Source organism: Peribacillus sp. Bi134 (assembly GCF_918698065.1).
In the GTDB taxonomy this organism is placed as follows: domain Bacteria; phylum Bacillota; class Bacilli; order Bacillales; family DSM-1321; genus Peribacillus.
The window spans coordinates 13,791-28,670 of the sequence record NZ_CAKKLN010000017.1 but is presented as its reverse complement, the minus strand read 5'-3'; the positions used below and the strand labels follow the sequence as shown (position 1 = coordinate 28,670).

General features: G+C 42.8%; 12 protein-coding genes. 5 read left to right on the top strand and 7 right to left on the bottom strand.

Annotated elements, in window-relative coordinates:
* Positions 1-79 precede the first annotated feature (79 nt).
* The 4 genes from LQ188_RS25690 to LQ188_RS25675 all read left to right on the top strand — a co-directional run bounded on the left by LQ188_RS25690 (position 80) and on the right by LQ188_RS25675 (position 3,535).
* Positions 80-355 (top strand): gamma-type small acid-soluble spore protein, encoded by a 276-nt coding sequence (locus LQ188_RS25690; protein ID WP_230178802.1) that lies wholly within the window; start codon positions 80-82, stop codon positions 353-355.
* Positions 356-517: 162 nt separating this feature from the next.
* Positions 518-772 (top strand): YgaB family protein, encoded by a 255-nt coding sequence (locus LQ188_RS25685; RefSeq protein WP_063577340.1) that lies wholly within the window; start codon positions 518-520, stop codon positions 770-772.
* Between the two features lie 233 nt (positions 773-1,005).
* The gene (locus LQ188_RS25680) at positions 1,006-1,536 is read left to right on the top strand and encodes a DUF402 domain-containing protein (protein WP_048685440.1); all 531 of its coding nucleotides are present in this window, start codon (positions 1,006-1,008) and stop codon (positions 1,534-1,536) included.
* A gap of 250 nt (positions 1,537-1,786) precedes the next feature.
* Positions 1,787-3,535: an ABC transporter ATP-binding protein gene (locus tag LQ188_RS25675; protein ID WP_101225958.1), complete on the top strand. Its 1,749-nt coding sequence runs from the start codon at positions 1,787-1,789 to the stop codon at positions 3,533-3,535.
* A gap of 74 nt (positions 3,536-3,609) precedes the next feature.
* Here the strand turns inward: LQ188_RS25675 and LQ188_RS25670 are convergent, their stop codons facing one another.
* The 5 genes from LQ188_RS25670 to LQ188_RS25650 all read right to left on the bottom strand — a co-directional run bounded on the left by LQ188_RS25670 (position 3,610) and on the right by LQ188_RS25650 (position 7,998).
* Complete coding sequence (locus tag LQ188_RS25670) at positions 3,610-4,530, bottom strand: DMT family transporter (RefSeq protein WP_230178800.1); 921 nt, start codon at positions 4,528-4,530, stop codon at positions 3,610-3,612.
* 259 nt (positions 4,531-4,789) lie between these two features.
* A complete protein-coding gene (locus LQ188_RS25665; protein WP_230178798.1) occupies positions 4,790-5,137 on the bottom strand; it encodes a hypothetical protein in 348 nt (115 codons plus the stop codon).
* 13 nt (positions 5,138-5,150) lie between these two features.
* A complete protein-coding gene (locus LQ188_RS25660) occupies positions 5,151-5,681 on the bottom strand; it encodes an NAD(P)H-dependent oxidoreductase (protein ID WP_063234827.1) in 531 nt (176 codons plus the stop codon).
* Positions 5,682-5,699: 18 nt separating this feature from the next.
* Positions 5,700-7,319: a DHA2 family efflux MFS transporter permease subunit gene (locus tag LQ188_RS25655; protein WP_230178796.1), complete on the bottom strand. Its 1,620-nt coding sequence runs from the start codon at positions 7,317-7,319 to the stop codon at positions 5,700-5,702.
* A gap of 40 nt (positions 7,320-7,359) precedes the next feature.
* Positions 7,360-7,998, bottom strand: coding sequence for an HlyD family efflux transporter periplasmic adaptor subunit (locus LQ188_RS25650; RefSeq protein WP_230178794.1), 639 nt, complete (start codon positions 7,996-7,998; stop codon positions 7,360-7,362).
* Positions 7,999-8,323: 325 nt separating this feature from the next.
* On the opposite strand from LQ188_RS25650, the gene LQ188_RS25645 reads away from it, so the two are divergent.
* The gene (locus tag LQ188_RS25645; RefSeq protein ID WP_082196714.1) at positions 8,324-8,782 is read left to right on the top strand and encodes a MarR family transcriptional regulator; all 459 of its coding nucleotides are present in this window, start codon (positions 8,324-8,326) and stop codon (positions 8,780-8,782) included.
* A gap of 57 nt (positions 8,783-8,839) precedes the next feature.
* Here the strand turns inward: LQ188_RS25645 and LQ188_RS25640 are convergent, their stop codons facing one another.
* Together LQ188_RS25640 and LQ188_RS25635 are read right to left on the bottom strand one after the other, a co-directional pair.
* On the bottom strand, positions 8,840-9,931 hold the full coding sequence (locus LQ188_RS25640) for an aromatic acid exporter family protein (RefSeq protein WP_230178792.1): 1,092 nt from the start codon (positions 9,929-9,931) through the stop codon (positions 8,840-8,842).
* 317 nt (positions 9,932-10,248) lie between these two features.
* Positions 10,249-14,721: a glutamate synthase-related protein gene (locus LQ188_RS25635; protein ID WP_230178789.1), complete on the bottom strand. Its 4,473-nt coding sequence runs from the start codon at positions 14,719-14,721 to the stop codon at positions 10,249-10,251.
* Positions 14,722-14,880: the final 159 nt, after the last annotated feature.

Sequence of the window (14,880 nt, the reverse complement as noted above, 5' to 3'; positions counted from 1 at the left end):
TAACTGGAAAAATTTAAATGATTTTTGTTGGATAGCACTCCTGGATAATGGTTATCTTATTATCGTGGAGGTGATATCAATGGCTAAAAACATGAATAAATCACAAGCAGGTACAAATGTTCAACAAGTGAGACAACAAAACGCGCAATCTCAACAAGGTCAAGGTCAATTCGGTACAGAGTTTGCTTCTGAAACTAACGTTCAAGAAGTGAGACAACAAAACGCGCAATCTCAACAGAAAAAAGGCCAAGGTCAAGCACAAGGCCAATACGGTACAGAGTTTGCTTCTGAAACTAACGTTCAAGAAGTGAAACAACAAAACCAAAAATCTCAAAGCAATAAAAACCAAGGCTAATTGCCGATGAAAAAGCATCCTTCTTATGAAGGGTGCTTTTTTTTGCCTTTCATTGTATTCGACAAATGTTTCGTTGTGTTTACATTTTATGTCAAAGGAAAAAGCTGATTAAAATAGAATATACATACTTATAGAAAAAATACAGATTAGGAAGGTGCATTCATGGAGGAATTTAACCGGCTTATTAACAACCAGTTGAAAACGATGGATAAGCTTTTACTTTTACAATCCGAAATCGAAAGATGCCAAGATATAGAGAAGCAACTCCTTGCCCTGGAAGAGGAGAGTGAAGCGGTCACCATTCAGGAAGAGATTCAACTCAAAAAGCAGGAATTGAAAAGTATCCATGATATGTTCGAGAAGCAAACGGAAGAAGTCATCCGTTATTTTCAGCAAGGACAGGCTGCCATACGATAAATAACCGGCTAATTTCTTAGTTAAAATGGGTGGATGGTCAGACTTTTTCGACTTATTTACACATTTTCACTGGGAGATTAGCCACTTTTGTTTTAAATTTGTGAATAAATCGCTATAATATAGGAATATAGGGTAAATGGAAAAAAGTATATATTTTAAATACACACAACAACTGCAAACGGAATAGGGCACAGTACGCTGTCAGGGTGTCTATAGAAAGTAGGGAGAGATAAATGGGGATTGTTCCTGCCGAAGGAGGAAAAATCCAAATCCACAGCTATAAACATAATGGACATATCCATCGTATCTGGGAAGAGACAACCGTTTTAAAAGGGACCCAAAATCTGGTGATAGCAGCGAATGACCGTACTATGGTAACGGAATCAGATGGAAGGACCTGGATTACGAGAGAGCCGGCGATTTGCTATTTTCATTCAAAGTATTGGTTTAATGTTATTGGTATGTTGAGAGAGGACGGGGTTTATTATTATTGCAATATCAGTTCGCCGTTCACATACGATTCGGGAGCATTGAAATACATTGATTATGACCTGGACATTAAAGTATTCCCAGATATGACGTTTAATTTGCTGGATGAGGATGAATATGAAAGGCATCGGAAAGAAATGAATTACCCGGATGCCATCGATTCAATATTGAAACAGAACGTAGACTATTTGATTTATATGATACGCCAGCGAAAAGGACCATTCTCCGCAGAGTTTATTGATAGTTGGTATGAACGCTTTTTAACCTATCGATGATAGAAAAGGCCTGCTGCTTAATTGGCAGGCTTTTTCATTGTGTAACATATATCTACACAACTGTTTCAATCTATCACGATGCAGGAACCATTAAACCTCCTTTAAATGTGTTTGAAAGTTAGTGAATGAAATCCTTTTGTTACTTAATCATCGAAAAGGAAAATATAATTGAACAGTGCATATAAGATTCCAAATTGCTGGTATGGACTTTTTTCATTTGGATTTAATGATTCAGAAAAGGAGGTATTCCGTGGGGAGCATTAAGAGATATTTGCAATTCGTCAAACCATATAAATGGCAGATAATCGGAACGGTACTGATTGGATTGCTAAAGTTCGCAATTCCGCTTCTGCTTCCATTGCTCAGTAAGTATATAGTGGATGACATCATCGGAAATGGTGACCTGTCCAAAGCCGTGAAATCCGAACGCCTTTTATGGGCAATGGCCATCATGATTTTCATTTTCGTTGCAGTTAGACCGCCGATTGAGTATTACAGACAATATTTTGCGCAATGGACCGGAACGAAAATCTTATATGATATTCGTAATGATTTATTTACTCATATACAGAAACTGAGTTTTAAATATTATTCCAATACAAGGGTGGGCGAGGTCATTTCGAGGATGATCACGGATGTGGAACAAACGAAGAACTTTGTCATCACGGGTTTGATGAACCTTTGGCTCGATATAGCAACGATCATCATAGTGATAGTCATCATGTTTACAATGGACGTGAAGTTAACCGTTGTATCGATCATCATGCTTCCTTTTTACGCATTTTCGATTAAGCATTTCTTTGGCAAGCTGAGAACCTATACAAGGATTCGATCCCAAGCGTTAGCTGATGTACAGAGTCACCTTCATGAACGGGTTTCAGGGATGTCAGTCATCAAAAGCTTTGCGATAGAAGACAGGGAACAGGAATTGTTTGCGAAGCAAAACAAGAATTTCCTCGATAAGGCCCTAAAGCATACAAGCTGGAATGCCAAGTCATTTGCCGTCGTGAATACGATCACGGATATTGCCCCCTTGCTCGTAATAGGATTTGCCGGTTATCAGGTCATTCATGAACAATTGTCACTGGGTACCATGGTTGCCTTCGTCGGTTTCATTGACCGGCTTTATAATCCCCTCAGACGTTTAGTTAACTCTTCGACGACAATGACCCAGACATTGGCGTCCATGGACAGGGTTTTTGAGTTTGTGGATGAGAAGTATGATATCGATGACGAACCAGGGGCGAAAGAGCTTAAGCATGTGGAAGGCAGAATAACCTTTCAGGATGTATCGTTTGCTTATGACGAAAAAGAGGCACCCGTTTTGAAACATATAAACTTGGATGTCAAACCAGGGGAAACCATTGCACTTGTCGGGATGAGCGGCGGCGGGAAATCCTCGATCGTCAGTTTGATTTCCCGTTTCTATGATGTGACGGAGGGAAGGGTATTATTGGATGGGACGGATATCCGTAAGTATCAAGTCCGCTCCCTAAGAGATAAAATAGGAATGGTTCTACAGGATAATATCTTATTTAGCGAATCGGTTAAGGCCAACATCCTTATGGGACGACCTGATGCAAGTGATGAAGAAGTATTTGAAGCGGCAAAGGCGGCGAATGCCCATGACTTCATCATGGGTCTGAAAGAAGGATATGAAACGAAAGTCGGGGAGCGGGGAGTTAAATTATCCGGAGGCCAAAAGCAAAGGGTGGCCATTGCGAGGGTATTTTTGAAAAACCCGCCAATCCTTGTACTTGATGAAGCCACATCCGCATTGGATTTGGAAAGTGAACACTACATCCAGGAGGCGCTGGATATTTTAGCGAAAGACCGGACAACCATCATCGTGGCCCATCGGTTATCCACCATCACCCATGCCGATCGGATCGTTCATATCGATAATGGGGAAATTACGGAAATGGGAACACACGAAGAACTTATGAAAAAGCAAGGGCATTACTACAACCTATTTCAAGTACAACAATTGGATTCTTAAGAAGAAAAGGAAAAACAATATACAAAAGAAGACCATTCCTCTAACGGGAATGGTCTTTCTTGTGCGCATGCACGTTATGAAATCCTTTTTTCATGCATCGTTTTTTTTCTGTCAGGAAGGAAATGCGGCAGATGCTTTATTCCCTCAGGCAAGGCGATGCCTACGATGATCAAGCACATCCCGAACCATTGCAGTGACGTAACCTGTTCATGCAAAAAGATGACGGAAACGACCATCGCTGAGGGCAGTTCCGCAGCACAAAGAATCGTTCCAAGGCCGACACCCACTTTGGGCAAACTGACAGCAAAGAAAAAGAAAGGAACTAAAACACCCAATGTGCCGAGCAGCAGACCGTAGTACCATAGGTTCGTTTGGACAAGATTCGTCACAAGTGTGACGGGGTTAGTTGTGAATACAGCAGTCAGCATACCACCTGTTGCAATGTAAAACAGCCGTTTCATTGAAGATTCCCCAACTGCGAATTGAGAGTTGCAATACATATATAGCGCAAAAAGCAAGGCAGACAATAGACCGAACAATACGCCTTTTAGGCTTAGGCCGGATAGAGGCTGACCAAAGATCGCGCCTGCCAATAATGTTCCGATGAAGAGAACGAAAATGGCAATGAGTTTATTTTTATCCGGGCGTCTTTTATTTATGAAACTTTCAATGAGGACGCCTATCCAGGTAAATTGAAATAAAAAGACAACGGCAATCGAAGCGGGAAGCTCGGATACGGAAACGGCATATGCCTTTCCGACGAAAGTGGACATCATGCCCGTGATTAAAAGCAATCCGGCACTCTTCCATGAAACTTTATATTTAAACGAAAAAAGAAATAACACGGAGACAATCAGCCAACCGACGAGGTATTGACTGCCGACCAGTTCTCCGGATGAATGGCCATCCATGAATCCAAACTTCATCATGGTGGATAATGTGCCATATGAGATCGAACCGATTAAGACCATTATGGAATACTTCAAAAGTTGCATATTTTTCACCCCTGTAAAAATAAAAATCGCCACCTGCCAAAAAGGCAAGTGACGAACGAAAAAAGGAAATCCTTTTAAAATTCCGTCTCTCAACAAAAGCTGAGTTTAAAAAAATGTTTGTGTTGCATTACCTTAGCTTAAAGTCTTTGTGAATATTTGTCAACCAGAAAAATAAGTTAAGCCTGCAGGTCTATCTTTAAGCTAAAGGCGGTGAGGAAAACCCAAAAAGAGGCGAATATGCCGAAAGGGGTGACGTGCTTCAATCGCCATTTTGCCGGAAGTCTTCCAATGTACCACGGTATTCCTTGTCTTTCATTTTGCGAAGATTAGGTTTTTTTTCTGCAGTTGGCTCATCATTTGGCTTTTGATTGTGAAGCTTGGAAAGTGCCAAACGATAATCCTGATCTTTCATTTTCAATTCATCATTTTCTGCTGGGGAGATGATTTCGGTAACGGAATCATCAGCCGAAGAGAAAGCGGACTCTTCCAACGAGTTCTCTTCCTCGACACCCGGCGGCTTACCTTCAGGGGATAAGGCTTTGATATTGTATGTGATCAAGCCCGTAACCGCTAATATGGCAACGATGATAATTAGAATTATGCCCATTGAATCAAGCCTCCTAGAGCTCGTTTATGAATGAACGGGTGACATGGGCAACCCGTTTTCCTAATGCTTCTCCAAGCTGCAAGTCATTTTTGGTGATGTTGTCATCCACACCGGGCGGACAGCTTATTCCTACTCCATAGTAGGAGCCATATAAGGCGTTTTCCGGGACAGTGCCGGGCAAGCCAACAATGATCATGCCTTGATGGAGCATAGGGGTGATTAAGTTCAGCATGGTAGCCTCGAGTCCGCCATGTACGGTGGCCGTCGTACAGAACACAGCACCCACTTTATTGATCAGCGCACCTTCCGCCCATAGATACCCAAGTTTATCGATCCATGTTTTCAAACTCGAACTGATGGTGCCGAAATGACCGGGACAGCCCCAAATGATGGCATCCATTTCCTGGAGCTTATAAACATCCGCCTCGTTCACATGGTCAATGAGAACCTCAGCGCCGGGGACCGCGGCGGCCCCTTGAGCTATTGATTCGGCAAGTGCTTTCGTATGGTTGCCTTCACTGTCGTAAACAACATAGATCTTCATTTTTATTCCCCCATTTAATTAAACCGATTTTTTTACTGGTGAAGGAAGCAAAGGTACATCCAAGTGTTCTTGTTTAGCTTTTTTCATTGCTTTGTCCTTCCGAACGTCACGTAAAAACAGTGAAAGAACGATACCGGCAATTGCAAAGCCTGTTGCCCAAAAGAATGCATCATTGATTCCCATCACATTTGCTTGACCCTGGATTTGTGAAGAAATCAGCGACATGGCAGTTTCCTGTGCCTGTTCACTAGTTTGATTCATCGAGCTCATGATGGATTGAACGATTGTTTGGAAATTCTGAACAAAACCGGGATCACTCGTACTCATTTCCGTTCCTAAAGCAGTTCCATGGAAAGATGCACGGGTTGTATAAATGGTTGTGACGAAGCTCGTACCAATGGCTCCGGTCACTTGTTTAAGCGTATTGCTCATTGCCGTACCATGTGTATTCAAATGCTTGGGAAGCTGATTCATCCCAGCAGTCATGATCGGCATCATCAGTAAAGACATTCCAAGTGCGCGGATGGCATAGATGATGACCAAAGTCGAATAGGTAGTTTCCGTAGTCAATTTAGCGAACTCAAAGGTTGTGACGGCAGTAATCGCTAAACCAATTAGTGCTAATGGACGAGGTCCGATTTTGTCAAATAATGCTCCTGAAATGGGTGACATCACCATCATCACAAGGGCTCCGGGTAACATCAATAGGCCGGATTGAACTGGTGTGAAGCCTCTTAATGTCTGCAAATATATAGGCAATAAGAATATCCCGGTAAACATGGCCACAGTGACGATGGCGGAAATGATATTCGATAATACGAACATGTCATACTTAAATACACGGAAGTCGAGCATAGGTGTTACCGATTTAAGCTGTTGAACCACAAAAAGCGTCAAAAGGATCAGCCCGATGATGATCGTTCCCAGAACGATGGGATCCGTCCAGCCTTTGGAACCCGCTTCACTGACACCGTATAGTAAGGAAGCAACTCCCAGCAAGGAAAGAGACGCACCCAACAAATCCAATTTGATTTTCTTTGGTTCTGCTACATTACGCATACTTAAAAAGGCGAGTGTCATGACTATCATGCCTAATGGTACCATTGCGTAGAACATGACCCGCCAGCTATATTCCTGAATGACCCAACCAGATAAAGTCGGGCCGATTGCAGGGGCAAACATAATGGCAAGTCCAAAGATTCCCATGCCTTTCCCGCGCATTTCCGGAGGGAAGATGAAAAGAATGATCGTCATGACCAATGGCTGCAGGATCCCGCCGCCAGCCGCCTGAATCAGCCGGCCTGTAAGGATGACGGGGAAATTGGGTGCGATGCCGCAGATGAATGTCCCGATGGTGAATAAAAACATGGCAGCAAGGAATAAAATGCGCGTGCCAAACCGTTCAATTAAAAAAGCGGACAGTGGGATCAAGGCTCCATTCACGAGCATGAATCCAGTTGATAACCATTGAATCGTAGTCGCAGCTACATTGAATTCTGCCATCATTCTGGGCATGGCGACACTAAGCAGGGTCTGATTCAAAATGACCATGAACAAACCTAGCATTAAGATAATTAACATGGGGGCAAACTGCTTCATTCCCTTGTTTTCATTTACTGTGATGGTTTGAGAAGCCATTTAAAGAAAAGCCTCCTTTCTGTATAACTGTGAAGCCATTTTATTTAGTTGAAATTTTCACTTCTGCGTTCATTCCAGGCAGAACTTTATCGGATGGTGCTTTGATGGAAATTTTAACTGGTACTTTTTGAGTGACTTTCGTATAGTTTCCGCTGCTGTTTTGATTGCCCACCACTGAAAAGACGGACGTTGTAGCATAACCGATCTGTTCCAATGTACCTTCGAAGACAGTATCGGGATCTCCATCGATGATAATATCTACGCTGTCACCTTTTTCGATATCCTTTAATTTATTTTCTTCAATATTAGCCGTTATGGACAGATCATCCATATTGATGGTCTGAGCCAGCGTTTGACCCGCTTGAACAAGCTGCTCATCATGCACTTGTGTTTTAACGATAGTACCTTGTGCTGCGGTTTTTACCGCTTCTTTTCCATCTAAAGTGGTTACATTGGCAACATTGTCATCCTTACTTACACTGTCTCCTTCATGTAAGTCCCAATCTGCTAATTTACCGGCAGCGGGGGCAACGATGGTATATAGCTCTCCTGAAACCTTCGCTTCATCCGTTTTAATGAAATTCGTGCTTTCATAATAGTAATAAGCCCCACCGGCTAATACCGCTATGATAATAACCAAACCAATGACATTGATTAAAACTAAACGTCCTCTATTCACTTGTTTCGCCTCCAAAAAATATTGATGATGTATTCCTTTTTTCGATACTGTTCACTAGCCAGAAATGACAACGCCTCCTATTCTAATGTTTATTTGTTAAATTAAATAAATATTAACTTTTATAAGTATTAATATTATTAAGTAAAGAGTTTACCAGTTTAATTATTTTTTGTCATGTAATTTATTCGGAAAAATGGTGGGAAATAAATACAGAGAAATAGTAAAAATTTGAATTTTTTTTAGTTTTAAGGATATATGGAAAGTAAAGTTGACATTGGAATGCCATTTAATTAAATTTAAGAGGTAGGATTGTCCTATATAAGGAGTGAGAAGGCTGGAATTTAAATGGGAAGTAACTAATAGTATAGAAATGCAGATTTTTCGGATTAGGAAGAAGCTTAGGGCCATCGTAGCAAAAAATCTTCAGCCTTATGGATTAACATCGCCTCAGTTTTTCATATTATTGATATTGAAAAAAGAGGGGTCGATCAAATCGACTCAGCTGGCTGACTTCTTAACCGTAAAGCCAAGTGCGATTACCGTATTTGTAGATAAGTTGGTCGAAATGGATTATGTAAAAAGGCAGCCCTCTGATAAGGATCGCAGGGTCATCAACCTTGAATTGAAAGAGGCTGGGGAAGCGATTTTGGGGAGAGTCCTTGCGGATCATAACAAATTGATGGGCAAGAACTTCAATTCATTCTCGGAAGACGAGCTGCAGGATCTTTTGAAGAAATTGGATACGATTGAAAAGGCTGCTGATAAGAACCTTTTGGATGATTGAATGAGGTCATGCTCTAAATAGAGACGAAAAAAGACGGTTCCCGGGAACCGTCTTTTTTTAATCTTCTTCATACTGGACAGATATTTCGTTATCTTCCTTATGGAAGGACTGGAAGCTGACGATCAGCTTTTCAAGGTGTTCCAATTGTTCGTCATATTCTATGACTGCAGAAATCAATGGTACAAGGCGGGCAGAGAGGTGGCCTAGGTTATCATGCATTTCGTCCACTTGATTCTGCTGTTCGAAAAAATGGGCGAGCAGCTCTTTACGACTTAAACAATCCTGGTCCCAATCTTCAATCTCCTCGATTGACTTGATTTTTTCGATATGCAGTAATATCAACTGTTCATGCTTGCGGATCAAGGAATCAAGCTGCTGTAAGATGCTCCGTTGGAAATCTTCAGGCATTTGATATACTTCATTCTCGAATTTATGGATTCTCTTCAAGGTTTCAAATGCTTTTTTTGTCGTTATGATCATTTGCCGATAAACGACAAGCTTTCTTGCTTTAGCTACACTGTTCTTCTTGAAATATTCCCGTTCCTCTTTGTACATGGAATAGATATGTTCCAGATCGAGTAACTCCGCCTTCAATCGGCTGATGTCTTTTTTCAATAAAGTGTGTTCTGTAGCATGTCTTGTGCTGATCCTGATCCATTTCAAGATGTCTTCGGTTACATCTGTAATGCGTGTATAAAGCTTTGCTTCGTACTTTGGAGGAATGAAAACAAGATTCACGATAAACGAAGAAACGATTCCAAGCAAAACGGAAGAGAGACGAATAAAGGCAAAATTCAGGAATTCCCCTTCCTGGCTTTCCATGATGGCGATGACCGTCACGATGGAAAGGACGATCGTTTTATCCATTTTCAATTTTAAATTGATGGTTATGACAACCATTACGGCAAGACCGATCATAAAAATATCATTTCCGAACAACAAAACGAAGGAGACAGCAACCAATGCGCCAATGATATTTCCTTGAATTTGCTCCAACACCGTTTGATATGAACGGTAAATGGTCGGCTGTATTGCAAAAATTGCAGCAATCCCAGAAAGGACAGGAGCAGGAAGGTTAAGCAGTTCCGAGAGATAAAGCGCTAAAACGATTGCTATTCCTGTTTTGAGAATGCGGGCACCAAACTTCATATATGGGTTAATCCTTTCTTTGTATTGTAATGGATCGTGGCTCTATTTATATATAGGCTTTTGCTTAAAGTTGTATTCTAACTTATTTGTTAGTACTTTACACTAAAATAAGAAGATGTAAACAAAAAGTAATATACAGGATTTTCCTAAGAGTTACAATAGCTAAAATCAAGTTTAATATATAAAGAAACGATAGGCAATTTCTTGATTGCTTTCAAGTTTGTTTTTCCATCGTTTGAAGACATTCCAGAGGTATATGACTAGAAAAGGCTGATGCTCGCATTAACGAGCATCAGCCTTTTCTTATATTTTCGGCATCACTCCGTGGAAACAGCAGGGTCCGCCTGTTCTTTAACTGGAACGACCTGAAGGAAGTGCTCTTCAGGCTTTTGAAGAAGTGCCTCTAAAGAGGCCGCTTCTTCGGTTTGGCCATGATCTTTCAATAGGGCTGTGTATTTGCCCAGAAGTTCGGCCACATCCTGCAGGCCTCTTGCGGATAGGGGCTCAATGGAAATCTTTGCCCCTTTCGCAACCCGCTTCTTAATGACCTCTTTGGTTAATCCAGATTCAGGCTGTTGCCGTAAATAAACGACACCGCCTGTCATCCCTGCGCAAATCCATGGACCGGGATCTCCCAGAACCAAACCTCTTCCATTTGTCATATATTCAAAAGCGAATCCCTTAATATTGGAAGTTACCGCAATATTACCGGTTTCCTTTTTAGGAAGCGGTTGTTTCAATAATCCTCCAATGATCATATCCGCCCCGGAAAGCCGGATTCCCGCCCTGGCATCCGCATCACCTTGGGCAATGAGAAGGCCGTGTTGTGCACCGTATCCAAACCCCTTGCCTACAGAGCCATTGTAGAACTTTCCATCTTTTCCTGGAGATTTAAAGATGGAAATATTTCCGCCAATCGATGTTTTGCCGATACCATCCTGGGCACCGCCATTCACGCTGATTGTAATTCCCTCCGTATTGTATGCCCCGAGTCCATTACCCGGGATGGAACCATCCTGGTAGGATAGGTGAACGGGGGGAAGTTTTTTGTATGATCCGTCCAATCTGCCCCTAACGCGGTGACAGGACACCCTGCTGCCGAGAACACGCTGCTCGGAAGTGATTGAGCTATAGCTACGGGATTGCTGCAGATCATCTACATGCGAATCAAGATATTCAGCGCCAACGGCCACCTGCATGGAGCCTTCATTCAAATATGCCGCCGTTTCCTTATGTGAGAACGGTGTTATATCCAAGTTTTTCAATAAATAGGTTAAATCCAATGATTGTTGTCCTTTAACTTGCTGCAGTAAATCAGAACGTCCGACGATATCCTGAAGATTCTTCACCCCGAGTGATCCGGTCAAAGCTTTGAGTTCTTTTGCAAATGCATTGAACATATTCGTTAATCCCTGAACGGCTAAATCAAATTTTCGTGGAACAAAACGGCGCAGCCCGTGTTCTTTCGCCTGTGCTTCCGATTCAATTTGTGTGGCGATGCCCACATGGCAAGTGTCAAGGTGACATCCGCGGCACGTTGTACAGCCGACGGCAATCATCGAAAGGGTCCCAAAGCCTACACGGTTTGCACCAAGCAGCATTACCTTCAATACATCCATCGAGCTTTTTAACCCACCGTCAGCCCAAATTTCAACGTTCTGTCGGATACCTGACTCAAGCAGTGCATTATGGGCCGCTTTCACACCTATCTCAACTGGCAGACCAACATGCGCGAGTGCATGGATCCTGGCAGCACCCGTTCCGCCATCAAAACCAGAAAGCGTTATGATATCTGCCCCCGCTTTTGCGACGCCGACAGCAATCGTACCAATGTTAGGAACGACTGGTACTTTGACGGCAACTTTTGCTTTGTCGTTTGCCGTTTTTAGCTCATGGATCATTTGGGCCAAATCTTCAATTGAGTATATATCATGATTATTGGAAGGGGAGATCAAATCGGAACCGATTGTTGCATTTCGGGCTTCTGCGATTTTCGCTGTGACCTTGGAACCTGGAAGGTGACCGCCTTCACCAGGTTTTGCCCCTTGCCCAATTTTAATTTCCAATAGATTTGAAGAGTTCAATAGTTCTGCATTGACACCGAAACGGCCGGAAGCGATTTGCTGTCCGCGCGATTTCGGGTATTTGCCAAGCATATCCTTTATTTCCCCGCCTTCACCATTCATGCTGATCATGCCTAACCTCTCGGCAGCTTCTGCATAGGCCCGGAAAGCAATCTCATTTTGTGACCCAAAAGACATGGAGGCAATGACGAACGGCAATTCCTGTTCGCCGACCGAAAGACTGACTTCTTCAGAAGGGATGGAAGCATCTGAAGTTTTTAATGATGTCAAGTGGCGGATCGTCGTGGGATTGGATTCTTCCTGCTCGGTGATCTTTTCGCGATAAGCATCATAGTCCCCGGTTGAAGCAACTTCCCCGATAGACTTCCAAATCCTTGGGAACAAATGGAAGGTTTTGCCCATCCGTTCTTTTTCATTGCCGTAATCTTCTGCACGCTGGATGGCATCGGCCTTGATTTTATCAAAATTATAGTCCAGATCATTGGATCCGAAGAAGTTAGCCACATTTAAATATTTCGCGATTTCCTCATGTAAACCGATGCTTGAGAAAAGTCTTCCATAGCCGCGAAGCTCATGAATGCCAATGGTGGAGATGACTTTCTCAAGACCTTTCGTCAAGGAGTTATATAGATTGCTAACCCCTTTGAGGTCATCCGAAGATAAGGAAAGGAACATATAATAGGGGCTGATTAAGTTGGCCCCAAGACCATAAGAAACGATGATATCATGCAGTGACCTTAGCGATGCTGAACGTAAAAGTATGGAACAATCACGGCGCTTGCCTGTACGGACCAACGCTTGATCGACGGCTGAGGTGACAAGGTGGGGATCAAGCCAAAGGTTGCCGTTTTGATGGGCAAGGGCGTCATCCAGAACGAGCAGCGTTTTTCCTTCATCCACTGCATTGACACTTTCATCCGTAATCCTGGTCAAGGCATCCGTGATGTTTTCATCCTCTTTGAACGTGCTTGAAATGAAGTGTACGAGTTTTTGATCTTGGTTATATTTAATGAACTGATCATAGCTTGGCTGCGATACGATAGATGAACACTCATAACCCGTTGACCCTTCAATCAATAAGGGAGTCAGCAGCTCCGTAACCTTTCCTGCCTTATTCGCTTCGAAAAGGGAAGGACGTTTTCCGATGATCGTTCTTGTTGAGAAGTGCTCGGTTTCCCGGTCCCGGTCGATCGCAGGGTTGGTTACAACGGCCACACTTTCCTTAATGAAATCAGCAATGTTGGTCCGTTGGGGATTAAGTGCTGCGAGTGGCGCATCATGACCAAGTGAACGAATGGGCTCAGCACCTTTTTCGGCCATCTGTTCCACTAATTGGACATGCTCCCTTTCCCACCCAAAGGCTTTATACTGACCATTATGAATGGCTTGCGTATTTGTCATGGAGACAACCTTTTCAAACACTTGGGGCTGTAAGCGAACTCGGTCATTGGAAAGGACGAAACGATTATTGAAGAGTTCAAATACTTTATCCTGGTAATCCTTGTATGTGTACAATTCAATGCTGTCGCCGTTCCATTTCAAACCGATTTTTTCCCCTGGCCCCATCGGTTTCGGATCTCCGGTATATTCACTGGAAGGGATGATTCCTGGTTCGGAAGTGAACATATAAGATGATTCCGTTTCAATATTCCATAGTGGGCGCAAGCCTAAAGAGTCGACTGAGAACACGGCTTCATCGCCGAAACGGGAGATGATGCCTGCCGGACCTTGTGCAAAATGACCCCATGCTTCCCTTAAATACGTATATAAGTCTTGTAAGTGCTCGGGATATTCCTTGATTTCATTGATGATTGGCGGGAACATAAGATCGACAGCTTCAAATAAAGAGTAGCCATGACGGCAGATGAAAGTTTCGATCGTTTTGTTTAAATCCTGTGAGTCGCTTCCATCTTTAGCGATGGGAACTCCGATCATTTTCGCTTCATCACGCAATTTGGCGATGGTATTGATTTCGCCATTATGTCCAAGTACACTGAAAGGCTGGACCCGGAAGAAGCTTGATAGAGTATTGGTTGAAAAACGATTATGCCCCAGTGTCATGGTGGAGGCAGCCAAAGGGTCGGCAAGATCAAGATAATAGGCAGGGAGCGTATCTCCAGCACCCATCACTTTGTATACCGCATGATGCTGGCTTAAAGATGCAACATGGATGAAATCACTTTTTTCGATGTCGGAAGTCAGCTCAAAAAGAACATTTGAAAGCTCCTGGTTGTTATTGATGGTGGAGGAACAGGCAAATTGCCAGAACACTGGGTCTTCTTGGATGGCAATCGGTCCCAATGCCTCGGAACGGTAGGCTTTATCCGTTTCGAATATCAATGAGAGACCATGCTGGAGCAGTTTCTCCTTGACTTCGATTTTTAAGTCGTTAGCTTCTGTTTTTTTGCTTAAAAATAAATGGCCGACAATGAAGGTATCTTGATCGACGATGCTTGAATCGACATTTACCGCTTCAAGCTTCTTTTTCCAAAGAGCACGGGGAATATCGATATGGATGCCGGCGCCATCGCCCTCACCATTGATGAAGCCGCAGCGATGATTCATTTTAACCAGGGCGTCGATACAGGCAAAGATGTTTTCGTTAGTAGGGATCTTCTTTTTTTCGATGCAGGAAACGATACCGCAGGCATCATGTTCTTCCTTGTGAAATTCTTTGAATGTAGCAGGTGTCCATTGTTGGGTCATATATGTGGCTTGAATAAGGTTACCCTTATCCGCTGCCTTTCACCTCCTGTAGCATGTGTTTAATGGGGGAAATATTAGTAAACCCGAACAATAGTCCAAGTTTTGATAGATTGAAAGAAAGTGTATAAATGTATATAAATGTATCCATATCATATCATT

Excerpts from the sequence above, each read along its gene's own strand:
- LQ188_RS25690 (WP_230178802.1), top strand. The coding sequence starts at position 80 with ATGGCTAAAAACATGAATAAATCACAAGCAGGTACAAATGTTCAACAA.
- LQ188_RS25685 (WP_063577340.1), top strand. The coding sequence starts at position 518 with ATGGAGGAATTTAACCGGCTTATTAACAACCAGTTGAAAACGATGGAT.
- LQ188_RS25680 (WP_048685440.1), top strand. The coding sequence starts at position 1,006 with ATGGGGATTGTTCCTGCCGAAGGAGGAAAAATCCAAATCCACAGCTAT.
- LQ188_RS25670 (WP_230178800.1), bottom strand. The coding sequence starts at position 4,530 with ATGCAACTTTTGAAGTATTCCATAATGGTCTTAATCGGTTCGATCTCA.
- LQ188_RS25665 (WP_230178798.1), bottom strand. The coding sequence starts at position 5,137 with ATGGGCATAATTCTAATTATCATCGTTGCCATATTAGCGGTTACGGGC.
- LQ188_RS25660 (WP_063234827.1), bottom strand. The coding sequence starts at position 5,681 with ATGAAGATCTATGTTGTTTACGACAGTGAAGGCAACCATACGAAAGCA.
- LQ188_RS25655 (WP_230178796.1), bottom strand. The coding sequence starts at position 7,319 with ATGGCTTCTCAAACCATCACAGTAAATGAAAACAAGGGAATGAAGCAG.
- LQ188_RS25640 (WP_230178792.1), bottom strand. The coding sequence starts at position 9,931 with ATGAAGTTTGGTGCCCGCATTCTCAAAACAGGAATAGCAATCGTTTTA.
- LQ188_RS25635 (WP_230178789.1), bottom strand. The coding sequence starts at position 14,721 with ATGACCCAACAATGGACACCTGCTACATTCAAAGAATTTCACAAGGAA.